Annotated in this window: 12 protein-coding genes and 1 tRNA gene; 6 read left to right on the forward strand and 7 right to left on the reverse strand. The window is 55.3% G+C overall.

The features are described 5' to 3' along the window. Positions 1-41: 41 nt before the first annotated feature. Positions 42-419 carry a helix-turn-helix transcriptional regulator gene (locus PGY33_RS13720; protein WP_270479082.1) on the reverse strand — a complete coding sequence of 126 codons (378 nt, stop codon included), beginning with the start codon at positions 417-419 and terminating at the stop codon, positions 42-44. A 170-nt stretch (positions 420-589) separates the two neighbouring features. Here PGY33_RS13720 and aguA point away from each other — a divergent pair, with 170 nt between their 5' ends. Continuing rightward, complete coding sequence (aguA, locus tag PGY33_RS13725) at positions 590-1,684, forward strand: agmatine deiminase (RefSeq protein WP_270479084.1); 1,095 nt, start codon at positions 590-592, stop codon at positions 1,682-1,684. 43 nt (positions 1,685-1,727) lie between these two features. On the opposite strand, the gene trpS is transcribed toward aguA, so the two are convergent. The 3 genes from trpS to PGY33_RS13740 form a co-directional block, all read right to left on the reverse strand. Then, complete coding sequence (gene trpS, locus PGY33_RS13730) at positions 1,728-2,789, reverse strand: tryptophan--tRNA ligase (protein ID WP_270479085.1); 1,062 nt, start codon at positions 2,787-2,789, stop codon at positions 1,728-1,730. 14 nt (positions 2,790-2,803) lie between these two features. Next, entirely contained in the window at positions 2,804-3,370 is a 567-nt protein-coding gene (locus PGY33_RS13735; protein ID WP_110435644.1) for a TetR/AcrR family transcriptional regulator, read from the reverse strand. 252 nt (positions 3,371-3,622) lie between these two features. Further along, positions 3,623-6,427 carry a L,D-transpeptidase family protein gene (locus PGY33_RS13740; protein ID WP_270479089.1) on the reverse strand — a complete coding sequence of 935 codons (2,805 nt, stop codon included), beginning with the start codon at positions 6,425-6,427 and terminating at the stop codon, positions 3,623-3,625. A gap of 933 nt (positions 6,428-7,360) precedes the next feature. Here PGY33_RS13740 and PGY33_RS13745 point away from each other — a divergent pair. Next, positions 7,361-8,695, forward strand: a complete 1,335-nt coding sequence (locus tag PGY33_RS13745; protein WP_270479090.1) for a hypothetical protein — start codon at positions 7,361-7,363, stop codon at positions 8,693-8,695. Between the two features lie 135 nt (positions 8,696-8,830). On the opposite strand, the gene rpsR is transcribed toward PGY33_RS13745, so the two are convergent. Genes rpsR through rpsF form a run of 3 tightly spaced genes read right to left on the reverse strand, consistent with a single transcriptional unit; the run spans position 8,831 to position 9,927 of the window. After that, on the reverse strand, positions 8,831-9,103 hold the full coding sequence (gene rpsR / locus PGY33_RS13750; protein WP_110435641.1) for a 30S ribosomal protein S18: 273 nt from the start codon (positions 9,101-9,103) through the stop codon (positions 8,831-8,833). A gap of 21 nt (positions 9,104-9,124) precedes the next feature. After that, the gene (locus PGY33_RS13755) at positions 9,125-9,616 is read right to left on the reverse strand and encodes a single-stranded DNA-binding protein (protein WP_110435640.1); all 492 of its coding nucleotides are present in this window, start codon (positions 9,614-9,616) and stop codon (positions 9,125-9,127) included. A 14-nt stretch (positions 9,617-9,630) separates the two neighbouring features. Beyond that, positions 9,631-9,927, reverse strand: a complete 297-nt coding sequence (rpsF, locus tag PGY33_RS13760) for a 30S ribosomal protein S6 (RefSeq protein WP_110435639.1) — start codon at positions 9,925-9,927, stop codon at positions 9,631-9,633. Between the two features lie 186 nt (positions 9,928-10,113). On the opposite strand from rpsF, the gene PGY33_RS13765 reads away from it, so the two are divergent. The 4 genes from PGY33_RS13765 to PGY33_RS13780 all read left to right on the forward strand — a co-directional run bounded on the left by PGY33_RS13765 (position 10,114) and on the right by PGY33_RS13780 (position 14,088). After that, a tRNA-Thr gene (locus PGY33_RS13765) sits at positions 10,114-10,189 on the forward strand. Between the two features lie 441 nt (positions 10,190-10,630). After that, positions 10,631-11,551, forward strand: coding sequence for a DUF4300 family protein (locus tag PGY33_RS13770; RefSeq protein ID WP_270479093.1), 921 nt, complete (start codon positions 10,631-10,633; stop codon positions 11,549-11,551). Positions 11,552-11,845: 294 nt separating this feature from the next. Further along, entirely contained in the window at positions 11,846-12,412 is a 567-nt protein-coding gene (locus PGY33_RS13775; protein WP_270479095.1) for a hypothetical protein, read from the forward strand. A gap of 506 nt (positions 12,413-12,918) precedes the next feature. Then, positions 12,919-14,088, forward strand: a complete 1,170-nt coding sequence (locus tag PGY33_RS13780; RefSeq protein ID WP_270479097.1) for a C40 family peptidase — start codon at positions 12,919-12,921, stop codon at positions 14,086-14,088. Positions 14,089-14,331: the final 243 nt, after the last annotated feature.

Here is a 14,331-nt window from a genome sequence, read left to right on the forward strand (position 1 = left end):
TAAATTCACGAAAAGCGTTCTCCCCACACAACTGGCAGCAGTCACCATAAAGCCGCTTTATAGTCATCCAGCAAATTCTCCAGCGGCACCTCAAACAGCTCCGCCAGTTTCTCCATATGTTTCTTCGGATAAAAGTCCCGCCCTGCCTCCTCATAATGGATGTAAGTACTGCGGTCGATGCCCGCATAGTCCGCCGCGTCACGCTGGCGAAGTCCTTTTTGATAACGATACCACCGCAGCTTGTCCGCAATTTCCGTGATCTCGGATGCGTCCGAAAACCGCAGATTGAACTTCTCGGCATCCAAAAACTTATGTGGAAGGACGACCGGAAACTTGAGAATTTGAAGCGGCGCAACTTTTAACGTACCTGCAACATTCGCAGCCAATACATAGCTGCGGACTTTCAGGCGGCAGAACATAGACCATTTTGCCCTAAAAGGTTCATGGTTTTCCACCTCAACCGCCGATTGTTCCGCTGCGATAGTATAGCATTCTATATTCTCAATTTTTCATTTCAAACCGCCTACGACCATTGCAAATTCAATCAAAATGTTGTACTCTTGATGTACCACCGAACAGGAGAGATACCATGAAAATTTTGCACACTACACCCGCGCAGGACGGGTTTTATATGCCTGCGGAGTTTGCACCGCATGAGGGCTGCCTGATGATCTGGCCGGAACGCGCCGACAGCTGGCAGTACGGCGCCTATGCGGCCCGGAAAGCCTTTCTGCGTGTGATCGAGACGATTTCCGAAAGCGAAAGCATGACCGTGCTCTGCTCGGAAGGGCAGTATGACAACGCGCGTGCGCAGCTGCCCGACCGCGTTCGTCTGGTCGTGATGGAGACTGACGATGCGTGGGCGCGTGACGTTGGCCCGACCTTTGTTATCAACGACAGGGGAGAGCGCCGCGGCATCGACTGGGGGTTTAACGCGTGGGGCGGCGATGTGGACGGCCTGTATCCCTCGTGGGAGAAGGACAACCGTGTGGCGCGCAAGTTCTGCGACCTGCTGAACAACGACGTATATGACAAACGCGATTTCATTTGCGAGGGCGGTTCCATCCACTCGGACGGCGAGGGCACCGCGCTCGTCACCGAAGCCTGCCTGCTGAGCGCGGGACGCAATCCTGATCTCACAAAGACTGAAATTGAGCAGGTTTTGTGCGATTATCTGGGCATTTCCAAGGTGATCTGGCTGCCGCGCGGCATTTATAACGACGAGACCAACGAGCACGTTGACAACGTATGCGCTTTCACGGCTCCGGGAGAGGTTGTGCTCGCGTGGACGGATGACGAGACCGACCCGCAGTATGCGCTCTCCAAGGCCAGTCTGGATGCACTGGAAGATGCGACCGATGCCAAGGGCCGCAGGATCAAGGTGCACAAGCTGCCGCTGCCCAAGCCGGTGACCATCACCGCAGAGGAGTGCGATGGCCTTGACCTGTGCGACGGCGAGCCGACCCGAACCCCGGGAGAGCGTCTGGCGGCAAGCTATGTCAACTTCTACATTGCGAACGAGGCTGTTGTCATGCCTACCTTCGGTGACCCAATGGATGAAAAGGCGCAGGCCATCCTGCAGGAGCTTTTCCCGACCCGTAAGGTGGTTGCGATTCCGGCCCGCGATATCCTCATCGGCGGCGGCAATATCCACTGCGTGACCCAGCAAATCCCGAAAATCTAACAGAAAGGACGAACCAAGCGGTTCGTCCTTTATTTTGCTGTTTTTACTTGAGCAGGCCGTTATCGGTGAAATAGTCGATTTTCATCGCGTGACGGACTCGATCGAGCGTACCCTGAGCGGTCTCAGCGGCGATTTCGCTGCCCTTCTTGAGAATCTCGTAGACTTCGGGCAGGCGACCCTCCCACTGCGCACGGCGCTCACGCATGGGCGACAGCAGAGACTGCATGACGTTGTTCAGGAACTTCTTTACCTTCACATCGCCGAGTCCGCCGCGCTGGTAGTGCGCTTTCAGCTCGTCAAGGTTCTGGTAGTCCGGCAGGAATTCTGCGAAGTGCTCCGGCTGGCAGAACGCATCCAGATAGGTGAACACGGTATTGCCCTCCAGCTTGCCGGGATCCTGCACGCGGATGTGGTCCGGATCGGTGTACATGGACATGATCTTCTCACGAACGACATCCTCCGGATCCGCAAGGTAGATGCAGTTGCCGAGCGACTTGCTCATCTTCGCCTTGCCGTCTGTGCCGGGCAGACGCATGCAGGCGTTGTTGGACGGAAGAACAATCTGCGGCATCGTCAGCGTTTCACCGTAAACCGTGTTGAACTTGTGCACGATTTCGCGGCACTGCTCGAGCATCGGCTCCTGGTCCTCGCCGACCGGAACAGCCGTAGCGTTGAATGCGGTGATGTCCGCCGCCTGACTGATCGGATAGCAGAAAAAACCGACCGGAATGCTGGCTTCAAAGTTGCGCATCTGAATCTCTGCCTTAACGGTAGGGTTGCGCTGTACACGGGACACGGTGACAAGGTTCATGTAGTAGAACGTCAGCTCGGTCAGCTGCGGCACCATGGACTGGATGAAGATATTCGCCTTTTCCGGGTCAATGCCGACCGCAAGATAGTCCAGCGCGACCTTCATAATGTTCTGTCGCACGCGCTCCGGGTGCTCGGCGTTGTCGGTCAGCGCCTGTGCGTCCGCAATCATGATGTAAATTTCGTCATATTTTCCGGAATTCTGCAGCTTCACGCGCTCGGCCAGTGAGCCAACGTAGTGGCCGACATGCAGGTTGCCGGTCGGGCGGTCGCCCGTAAGAATGATCTGTTTCATATCGTAAACGCTCCTTAAAATTCGTTTTTCAGACAGGTTTTCCAGTTTTCAGGCAGTTCCACGTTGGAGGAAATCCACATGGCGAACATGCCGTTGAGCATCGTCCAGTAGCGCAGAAGACGCCATCGTGTCTCATCCTGCGGAATGCCTTGCTTTTCCGCGATAGCGACAGCCACACGGCGGAAAACGGAAAACGGCGGGTAGTTGCCCTCGATCGGCTCAAGCGAGAACGTCAGCTTCTGGGATGCGTTGCGGAAATACGCGCTGAAATACGTCGGGTTGCGCATGTAAAAATCCAGATAGGCGGTGCCGAGCTGCTCCATGGTCTGCGGCAGGCTTTCGTCCAGACCGCTGAGCGTCAGCTCGAGTGTGCGCGTCAGCTCCTGCATGACATAGGCACGGCAGGCGTCGATCAGGCGCTCCTTGCTGTCAAAGTGGCGGTAGATGGCATTGTGGCTCACGCCGCACTGCGTTGCCAGCCGCCGGAGAGAAAGATTTTCGAGGCCGTCCTGCGAGATCAGCGTGACCGCTTCCTCCAGCAGCTTGCTTTTCAGATTTCCATGATGATACTGATCGGCCATTTCCTCACCTCGTTGTTTGTTGTGATGGGTTTATTATAGTCCTTGATGTTGTCGGTGTCAACATTAAAATGTCACAACGATAACCAATTGCATTTGCGAAAAATGCGTATAAAATGACGAATTGCATTCTCGCGGTGAGAATTTATCGTTGCGGTGCAAGACGGGATGTTGATGATGTACACACTGTTTTACAGAAAAAAAACACCGATACTCACCGGAAAAACGGAGAATATCGGTGTTTGCAGCTGCGGTTTAGTAGATTACGACAGTCGAGCCGATCGGTACGTTGTTGTAAATCCAGTTGATGTCGTTGTGCTTCATGCGTACACAGCCGTGCGAAACCGGATAGCCGCTGCTGAAGTCATATTCGGTGTCGGTGCCGGGATAGCACAGGCGGGAGTGGAACGCGTAGCCGGTGCCCGGGTAGAAGCCTACAACCGGACGAACCGTGTAAGTACCGGTGGTCCAGCCTGCCTTCAGCTTGTAGCTGACGGTGGTCACGCCGACCGGAGTCGGGGTAGAGGCAGCGCCGGTGCCGACGATAAAGCTCTTGGTCAGCTTCCAGTTGCCCTTGGAGCCGGTGAATACGTTTACATGCTGGTATGCGCGGTTGATCCAGACCAGATAATTGGTGTTGCTGGAGTAGCCCTTGGCGTTGATCCAGACCTCCTTGGTGGTCTTGGAGTAATCGTTGTTGGCCGCGTAGGATGTGGTGTAGTTGCCGCGGTAAACCGAGGATACCTGCTTGAGGATAGCGGCAGCATCGCGCTGTGCATACCACTCGGCAGAGTAATTCTCGATCGGAACGGTCTTCTGGGCGTAAACCTGCTCGGTTTCGCCGGTGGACGGGTTGTCGTAGAGCAGCTTAAAGCCAATCGCCGTGCTGGTCTTCATATTCTTGGTGAAGGTGAAGGTGCTGGTGTGGCTGGAGGTTTTGTCGTTGGTCAGCTCGAAGCTGTTGTTTGTGCAGCCCTTGATTGCGGAGCCGTCCTGATACCAGATTGCAGTGCAGGTAACGCCTTCCTTTACGCCGGAGAAGCTGACCTTGGCAGTCAGCGAGCCGCCGGCCTTAACCTTATCCGGAACGGTCATCGTGATCTGAACGCCATCCAGACCGGGATCGATGTTGTCGATCGTGTGGTCGGCCTTAGCCGTTACCGTGCAGCCGACCATGCGGGTGTCTACGGTGCCGATCTTGCCGGTGCCGTCAACCGTGGTGTTCTTGCCGGCCATAACCATCGTGCCGACCGTGCCGGACAGCGTGATGCGGTTGCCGGAGCCGCGCAGTACGGAGACGGTATCCGCGTCGCCCTTGAGCAGGATGGTGTTGTTGCTGCCGGTAATGGTGATGGCATCCGAGGTCATGCCTTCGAGCACGATGGTGCGGCCGGAAGTGGTGATCTCGATGTTGGAGACTGCGCCGCTGTAGCCAACGGAGCCGCCCTTGCCCGCGATAACGAGCGTGTTTACGGACGAAGTGTTGTCCATCTTCACATCAGCCGTGCCTGCCGGATCAACAGCAAGCGTAGAGATGCTGGTCTGCTTGGTAGCATTCAGTACAGCGCGCTCCTCGCCCTTGAGGACGATGCGGTGCGAGCTGCTGACGGAATCAAGCGAAATTTCATTCGTGGGAGCGGCAAAGATCCAGTCGCCGTCTGCGACTGCGCCGGTCAGAGCGATGCTCGGATTGGTGAGTACGGTGCCGCCGGCCAGCTCGGTCGGTGCGCTGTCTGCGTTGGTGGCAGCTGCAATGCGCACGATCATGGTGACGAACTGTGCACGGGTCAGCTTGTTCGACGGAGACAGCTTGGCAGCAGAGGTACCGTTTACAACGCCCTGGCTGATCAGAGCGGCAGCAGCCTGCTTCTGCTCGGTGGTCATGGAGGAGGTATCGGTGAAGCTGCTCAGCTCATCGGCAGCGGTCTCTGCGCGGTCGTACGCAAACGCACGAGCCATCAGCACGAAAGCCTCGGCACGGGTAGCTGCAGTGTCAAAGCTGCGGTTGTCGTTTGCGGTAATCAGACCGAGGTGGATGGCCTTGCCCAGATCCCCGCTGTACCATGCGGACTGCTGGCTGGCAGCCAGACCGGATACACTGTCGGCCTGCGTTGCGCCAAGCGCACGGTTGAGGATAACGATAGCCTCGGAACGCTTGACCGAGTTGTTCGGCATGATTTTGCCGTTGATGCCCTTCAGAAGACCCAGCTCAACACCCTTGCGCAGCGAAGCGGCAGCCCAGTGACCGTCGATATCCGGGAAATCCGTGGTCGCCGGATCGGAAGGTGTGGTCGGGTCAGTCGGAGTCGTGGGTTCGGTGGGAGTGGTCGGAGTCGTCGGCTCGGTGGTCGTCGGAACGGCGGTCTGCTCCAGTGCAAACGGGAGCGGATCGAGCATTAGATACTGCGGCATGTACTTGGATGCACCGGCACGCAGCGGATCGGAATCGCCGCCGATCACCAGCTTGCTGTCGGAGAAGCTGTCGTCCACCAGCATGCGGAAGGTGGTGGTGCCCCAGTGGAAGATGAGCCACTGCGCCTTGCCAGCGTCGTTCTTGCTGTCCGCAAGGTATGCCTTTACCTTGTTGTGGGCCTCGGTCAGCTTGGTCTTGCCGGAGTCGGTCAGGTCGATCTCAACGGCTTCTGCGCCGTTCTCGGTGGTTGCCTTGGCAGAGGCAAAATCTGCACGGTCGAACTGCCACTCCTCGTTCAGAAAGTCGGTCACACTGCACAGACGGCGGTCGCCCAGACGAGCGGCCCAGTAAGCGGCAGTGTTGCCGGTAGCTGTTTTCGGAATGGAAACGGTGATCACATCGCCGGAAACGGCGGCAGACGCGCCGGTCAGACCCTCAAGCTGCATACGCTGCGAGATGATCTTCTGCGCTGCTGCCAGATCGGTCTGGAGAGCGGTGCTGTCGTACTCGCTGCCGGTGATCGGCTTGAACGCAAACGTCAGCGCGTTTGCAGCCTTGGTGGTCGCCGAATCATTTACGGCAAAAGCAGTGGTGAACAGCATCATGGCGGCCAGCAGACCGCTGAAAATGCGTTTTGTCAACTTCAAAATACTATCCCCTTTTTGACAGTTGCAGAATGCGGACATTCTGCCTTACCTTATTATCATTACCTATATTTTACGTTCCTGACCATAGCTTGTCAAGACGAGTAAGGTTTCAGTTCCGAAACATTTCGCTGTCCGCTGAGGACGGCGTACCCACGCCGAGAGGGCAAGAGGGGAGACACCTGCGGTTTCTACCCTCTTGACTCCCGTTTCCTTTGGGAGAGCACGGCGAAAATCGGAGAACTGAGACTCGCCAGGGGGAACGGCTGTACTGCTCATCTTCTGTAGGGGCGGACCAATGTGTCTGCCCATTTCTCCACCTTCATCGCTCAAGCTGTATTCGTACTGCTACACAGGCGGTTCAATTTCCGCAGGCGCAACATAACAGTGTTGCGCAACTCGTTTGCACGTTGTTGTGCATGGCACCTGCGGATTTCATCCGTTGCAGAATCTATCTTGTAGGGCGGGATGACCTCATCCCGCCGTATGTAAATGGCAGCAAATCGTAAAAAACGGCGGGGTGAGGTCACCCCGTCCTACAATATAACGCGTTAAAGACTTGTGCGGCACTGTCATGCCGCACCCTGCGTAGATTTAACCATATGTACCATATGTGTAGCAGTAAGCTGTCTGTGAAATGCGAAAAGGCGGAGAAAGACACGCTGCGGTAACCCGACTGCCGTTCCCCATTTTGCAGCGGTCGCCGGTCTCTGGTCTGCGCCAGACTAAGAAACAAAAGGAAGTGGGAGTTAAGAGGGTAGAAACCATTGGTGTCTACCCTCTTGCCCCGCCGCGGGGTGCGGCGACGTTCCCGCCGTCCGCAGGCGGCGAATCCCAATACTGGGAACAGCCATCCACGCTTTACAATCTGAATACAGCATGTTATACTATAAAATAAGCATAAAAACGACCCTTTTTCAAAGGAGGAAATCACCCATGCTTTGCAAAAACTGCGGCAAGGAGCTGCCGATCGCCGGAAAATTCTGCCCCTTCTGCGGCGCAGCTGTCGAGCAGACCGGTGTCAACGACGAAACAGCTGTATTTACCACCCTGCCGGATGATATGAAGGACCCTGTTGAGACCGGTCCGATTGACACCAGCGCGTTTGACGCGGCTATGCGGGACGAAAAGCAGCAGTTTCCGGTGGACGACACGGCTGCCGATCCGCTGGCAGACACCAATCCCAATATTCCGAATCCGAACATTCCCACGCAGGCTGCCATGCATCCGATCGACACGCCGCCGGTCCGCCGTACTGCGGGCACGCCCGAGCGCCGCACGACCTACTACAACGGCGAGGCCGATCCGAAGGACAGCGTTTACAAAAAGCCGTCCAAGGGGAAACGCGGTCTGATCATTGCGCTGGTGGTCATCATCGTGGCGGCTTTGATTGGCGGCGGTGTGTGGTATTTTACAAATTCACACAAGACCGACGAAAACCTCGTCATGGCCGAAAAGTATATGGATCGCGGTGACTTCGACAAGGCGCTCGAGTATTACCAGAAGGCGCAGGCGGAAGCCAAGGATCCGGCGGCTCTGGATGCGACCATTCAGCTGATCAAGGACTATCAGTCTGCCGAGGATTATGTGGGCAACGGCCAGTACACCGAGGCCATTGCGGCGCTCAAGCAGCTGCAGAACCGTGTCACCGACCCGGATTCCGCGATGTACAAGGCCATTGAGGATTTGCTCGATAAGGCGCAGTCTGCCCAGTCGGACGATCAGTTCAACTCCGATCTGGACGAGGCACAGAGCTATCTGGACGATAAAAAGTACGATGCCGCCAGCGGCAAGCTGGATTCTCTGGCAAATGATGATTCGCTGACCGATGACCAGAAAAAGCAGGTCAAGGAGCTGCAGAAGCAGCTTTCCGATGCACAGCAGCAGGAAAAGCAGCAGGAAGAGAGCAGCCAGAAAAAGGCCGAGCAGCGCGATGCGTTCAGCAAAAAGATGGATGAGCTGGAAAGTGACGATCTGAAAATTTCGTCGGCAGAGAATCAGGAGGATGAGCTGGCCATGACCGCAAGCTCGTTCGAGCAATGGGATAACCTGCTGAGTGAGATGTACGACTACCTTGCGACCGTACTCAACGCCGATCAGTACGCTTCCGAGGAGGCAAGCTACAAGCAGTGGGTGCAGGAGCGGGATTCCGGTGCGGAAAATGCCGCAAAGGAGACCGAGGATGACACCGCAAAGCAGCTTGCATCCTATAGCTTTAAGCAGAGCTACACCAAAACACACTGCTATAAGCTGCTCAATCTGATGAACTGAACACAGGAATAACGAAAAAAGGACGCATCAGGCGTCCTTTTTGTTTGCCGCAAACGAGAAACAAGGGCGCAAAAAAGCGCCGCTTTCTTGCGAAAGCGACGCTTTGCGTATCCTTGATTATAAAAAACGAATTGCTTACTCTGCGGTGTACGGCAGAAGAGCAATGTGACGTGCACGCTTGATAGCCTCGGTCAGCTGACGCTGATGAGCAGCGCAGGTACCGGTCATGCGGCGGGGCAGGATCTTGCCGCGCTCGGACATGTACTTCTTCAGCTTGCCGGCATCTTTATAGTCAACGTGTGCAACCTTATCTACGCAGAATGCGCATACCTTGCGACGGCGACGGCCGCGCTGCGGGCGCTCTGCACGCTCCGGACGGGGAGTAAATTCCTTCTTGGTTTCTTCCATGATCACGTAACCTCCTTCAGTTTAGAATGGGACATCGCCGTCGTCATCAGCAAGCTCCTGAAAATCCGAATCTCCTGCAGGGAGATCGAAAGCCGGAGCAACCTGGGACGCGGCAGGCTCGGGCCGCATCTGCGATCCGTTGTCATAGCCGCCAAAACCGCCCTGATTGCCTGCATTGTAGGCATCGCGGGATTTCTTCGTTTCACCGAAGGAAACCTCGTCGCAATTTACTTCAATTGCAGTGCGGTTGTTGCCGTTCTGGTCCTGCCAGCGGCGGGACTGGATACGGCCGACTACGATTGCCATAGAACCCTTCGTGAACCACTGTGCAACGAACTCTGCCTGACGGCCCCATGCGACACAGTCGATGAAGTCGGTCTGGCGTTCGCCGTTCTGATCCTTGCGACCACGGTCGATCGCAAGCGAGAACGAGCACACAGCCATGTTGGACTGGGTATGGCGCAATTCGGGATCGCGGGTCAAACGACCCATCAGAATCGCCTTATTGAGCATTGGTGTTCACCGCCTTAGTCGTCCAGGCAGACGATGATGGAACGCATGATGCCGTCCGTGATCTTGTAGATACGGTCCAGCTCAGCCGGGAAATCGGGCTTGGACTCAAAACGAACCAGCGTGTAAACGCCCTCCGTCTGATCCTCGATCGGGTACGCCAGACGGCGCTTGCCCCAGTCCTCGACCTCTACGTTCGTGCCGTTCGCCTCAACGAGAGACTTGAACTTGTCCACAACAGCGGTAGCCGCTGCCTCTTCCAGCTTGGGGTTAACGATGAAGATAGTCTCGTACTTGCCAGAAATCTTTGCCATATTCTTAGCACCTCCTTTTGGACTTTTGGCCCACATCCTTTGATGTGAGCAAGGATACTATACCATTATAACGGATACACGGAGAATGTCAAGAAAAATTTCAAAAAAATATTGACGAACTTTCAAAAGCATGATATACTGAGAACACTGTGAACGAGAAAAGACTCGTTCCGGCAGCAAATAGCTGCTTGTGTGGCTCAGTTGGTAGAGCAGCGCATTCGTAATGCGCAGGTCGCCGGTTCGAGTCCGGCCACAAGCTCCAGAATGTGTTGATGAAAGATGCAGCATCAAAAACACCGCACGAAAGTGCGGTGTTTTTGCATATAACGCACCACTTTTAGAATGGATAAGTTGCAAAAACTCGATTTTTCAAAATTTCAGTTTTGCCCTGCGAGAGGCGACATTTTAAGATGCGCCCTGCCGAATTTATGGTCTGGTGTGGTTCGAACACCGAGGCTTAAAAACAAAGAAAACCAGCAGCCGCTGTATCACCCGCCCCTCTTCTGGCGTGTGAGGCAGCGGCTTTTCCTATCAGATGGGAGTCGGACACATAATCTGAAGTGGGCTCTATAACCTAATTGAAAAGAAAACGTTATACTTGATATGGACTTTTCCTGCTGAGTCGGTTACCATATTAAGTGTTCCGTGCGGCAGGTTCAGCTTTGTCCCGCAAGGATCGATGAAAGGAAAGGCAAAATCAATTATGAAACTGAAAAGAAATTCCCTGACCACGCTTCTGGTGGTCAGCTTCCTCCTCATGGCACTCTCAGGCTGCGGGCAGCAAGCCGAGCCGGATTCAGCGCAGCCGCCGCTGGAAACCGTAACGTACTCCAATCTGACGGACGCGGACTCGCGCAAGCTGCTCACCGAAGCGCTTGCAGATGCCAATGTGGATGAGACCCGAACGAAGCTGCTGCTGGACCGCGTGGATCAGTTCAATGCCAGCGTCAAGAGCGAATGGCTGACAGGCGGGTTTGAGAGCGCCGCTACCACCGAGACCAGATATGACCCCTATGAGATGCAAGATCTGTGGACGGAGAAGAACGGCAGCTTCCCCGGCTATAACTGCCGGATCACGGCCTTCAGTCTGTTCGGTGAGTTCGTCACCGCCGGAGTAGATCAGCCGGAAACGCAGGGCGAGGACTCCCTCTTTATGGATCTTGAAACGCTGGCCGCAGATCCCGCCGTTCTCTGCGGAGACAGCACGTCCAAGTTCTGCGCATTGTTTGCACCGGTAACTGCCGCAGATACCACGGAGGCGGCGGATCAGGTCAAAGCGCTTCAGGCGGGCTGGTCGGAGCGCGGTATTTCCTTTGAGGACGGTTCCGCCCGTCTGATCTCCGTTGTCCTCCATGACCGATTTTCGGATACGGACAATACGCTGTTTATCGGGCACGTGGGCGTATTACTGCCGGCAGAGGACGGAAGTCTGTACTTCATTGAAAAGGTCGCCTTTCAGGAGCCGTACCGCCTGGTAAAGATTCAGAACAGAACCGAACTGAGCGATTATCTGATGGAAAAATACGATACTGCATGGGGACAGGATACGACACGTTCCTTCATCATGGAAAATGATGAACTTATGGATGGATACCGCCCAAACCCGTTGGACAGCGCGTCATAAGCAGCACATAGGGCAGGAAGCCTGCTTCTTCGGAAACAGACTTCCTGCTTCCTTTTATACCCCTACGTAGCCCCCTGTCGCGCCCTGTGTGGCCGATAAAGCAGACACTGCGGATACGGACACCCCCTGAGCAGAAAGCGCCGTGTAAGTCCGCAAACGCCGAAGTAAAAAAACAAATCACACATGGAGAAAGCCGCCCTGGGCATCTGAGATCATCAGATGCCCAGGGCGGCTTTTTGCGTTGCCTGGCGAACGCCCGAATATACCAGAGATGGAAAAACGGCACTGACCCGCATGTATTCGGACGGCACTCTGCTCGGCGGTGAGGGGAAAGGTATTATTCTGGATGGTACCCCCAGTAAGGATGCCTACTACACCGGCTACCACTGGACCAAGGCAATGTGTGATACCTGCGGCACCATGAACAGCAATGGCAGCATCAACGGCTATGGCTTTGGCCGCAATGTGTACAACCTGTACGATTGTGCTGCCGAGTTCATGGAAGATCTGGATAAGCGCGTAACATATGAGTACGCAGATGACACCTACCACACCGTCACTACCAAAGGCGGCTCCTACTGCTGTTTCTGCTATGGTACGATCTATGAGTCCAGCCCTAAGCTGGAGCGTCACAGCATGGTAACAGAAGTGCTGCCCCAGCCGGCGAATGGCCGCTTTGCAGTGGTGGAGAAGTGTAGCCTGTGCGACTATTGCTGCACAAGGGGCTGGATGACAGTGCTGAACGCCTGCGGGTCCAGCTCCGGGATACAGCGCAGCAAGGACGCCGGGATGAGTACGGTGGCGACGATATCGAGGATACCGCAGTCAGCGGCTCCAAGCGAGCCGCCGCGGAACTGTTGAAGCAGCGCAAGGAGAAAGTCACAGAGCAACCGAGCGATCCTGCCCGGAATGGCGCGTCAGCACCAGATGCACACAGAAATGAAAGCCCCATCATCCGAACCAAAGATACAGAGTTTGCAGAAACCCAAACACCTGCTGCGACGCCCCAGGCACAAGCGCGTCGCGCTGCGATGCAGAAAGCGGCAGCTGTCAAGACGAAGGACACCTATATCGAAACACAGGTGAAAACCAGTGTCACAGAAGCACCGGAGCCACAGCGGCAAGGACAGCGGGCATTCGTCCGGGAACAGGGACGCAAGGCGATGCGGCAGACGAGGCTTCGGCAGACGGAGCAGAACAGACGGCTTCGGAATACATCACCAGGTCTCGGCACTTCGGAAACGATCGGTACAGCACAAAATGCGGAGGATCTTTCACACAAAAGTATTAAAGAGAGGACCAGTATTCCGTTTCCGAAAGCTTCTCAAAAAGCGCTTTTGAAGAAAGACGGGCAGGCTGAACATTCCGTGCAGAAGACCGCGCAGGCGGCAGGCAGGGCGCTTCGCGCGATCCTCGCCGCTGCCCGCAGTCTGCTTGCCGCCATGATGGCAGGCGGCAGTACGGTGGTGTCTATGGTGCTGGTGATCTGCCTCATAGGGCTTTTGATCGCCTCACCCCTCGGCATTTTCTTCTCTGGTGAGGACAGCGGCACAGGCTATACCATGCCGGAAGCTGTCCGTACATTGAATGGAGAGTTTACTGACCGGATCGAGAAGATCAAGGCGGAGAATCCGCATGATGAATTGGATATGGACAATGCCGGCAATGCGGCGATGATCGCTAACTGGCGGGATGTGCTGGCCATCTATGCGGTGAGGACGACTACGGATGATACCTCGCCGGATGAAGTCGCCACGCTGACGGCAGAAAAACTGGACATCCTGCGTCAGATCTTCTGGGATATGAACGCCATCTCTTATTGGGTGGAAACCGTCTCCGGTGATGAAGATGAAAGCGATACCGTTATCCTGCACATCACTGTCACAGTCAAGGATCATCTGCAAATGGCGGACGAGTATCGGTTTAACACCGAGCGGCGCAAGCTGTTGGGAGAACTGATGCAGCCGGAGTATCAGGAGCTGTTCATGGCGCTGACCGGCAGTTATCAGGATATCGACCTGTCTCCGGAGGAGATCCAGGAGATCATCAATAAGCTCCCCACCGATCTCAGCGAGGAGCGCAAGCAGGTGGTATTGACTGCGTATCAGCTCTTGGGAAAGGTAAACTACTTCTGGGGAGGAAAGAGCCTTGTGCTTGGATGGGACTCTCGCTGGGGAACGCCTATGGAGGTGACAGCGGCAGGCAGCTCCAGCAGCGGGACCGTGCGTCCGTTCGGCTTAGATTGTTCGAGGTTTGTCGATTGGGTATTCTACAACCAGAGCGGAGGGCAGTATATCATCGGCCATGGTGGAGGGGCGTCTGCCCAGCACAGCTACTGCACACCCATCAGTTGGAACGATGCCAAGCCGGGCGACCTCGTCTTTTATCCTGGCGACAGTCATGTGGGGATCGTCTGCGGCTTCGACAGCAGCGGAAATATCCTCATCATCCACTGCGCCAGCAGCTCCGATAATGTGGTGGTGACTGGAAAGATCGGCTTTACTATGATCGGCAGACCGAGATATTTTACGGAATGAGAACTATGTTCGCAGCAAAGCAGATATGGTAAGGGTGCGTCAGTTCTGCATGGCAGACATCTACAAGGTCACTGAGATATCATTCGCATGGTAATCCGAATCGTATCCAAACGGTAGCCTAAATGCCGCACAAGCAGCTATACAATGTAGACCTTGCCATTTTGAGGCGCCTGTTTGGATAAAACTGTCACACCTTCAAAACAAAGTGGCTTTTATGAAAGTCAAGCAGGCCCTCATCCCGCA

Origin of the sequence: Butyricicoccus sp. AF18-9LB (genome assembly GCF_027684505.1) — a bacterium.
Taxonomy (GTDB): Bacteria; Bacillota; Clostridia; order Oscillospirales; family Butyricicoccaceae; genus Agathobaculum; species Agathobaculum butyriciproducens.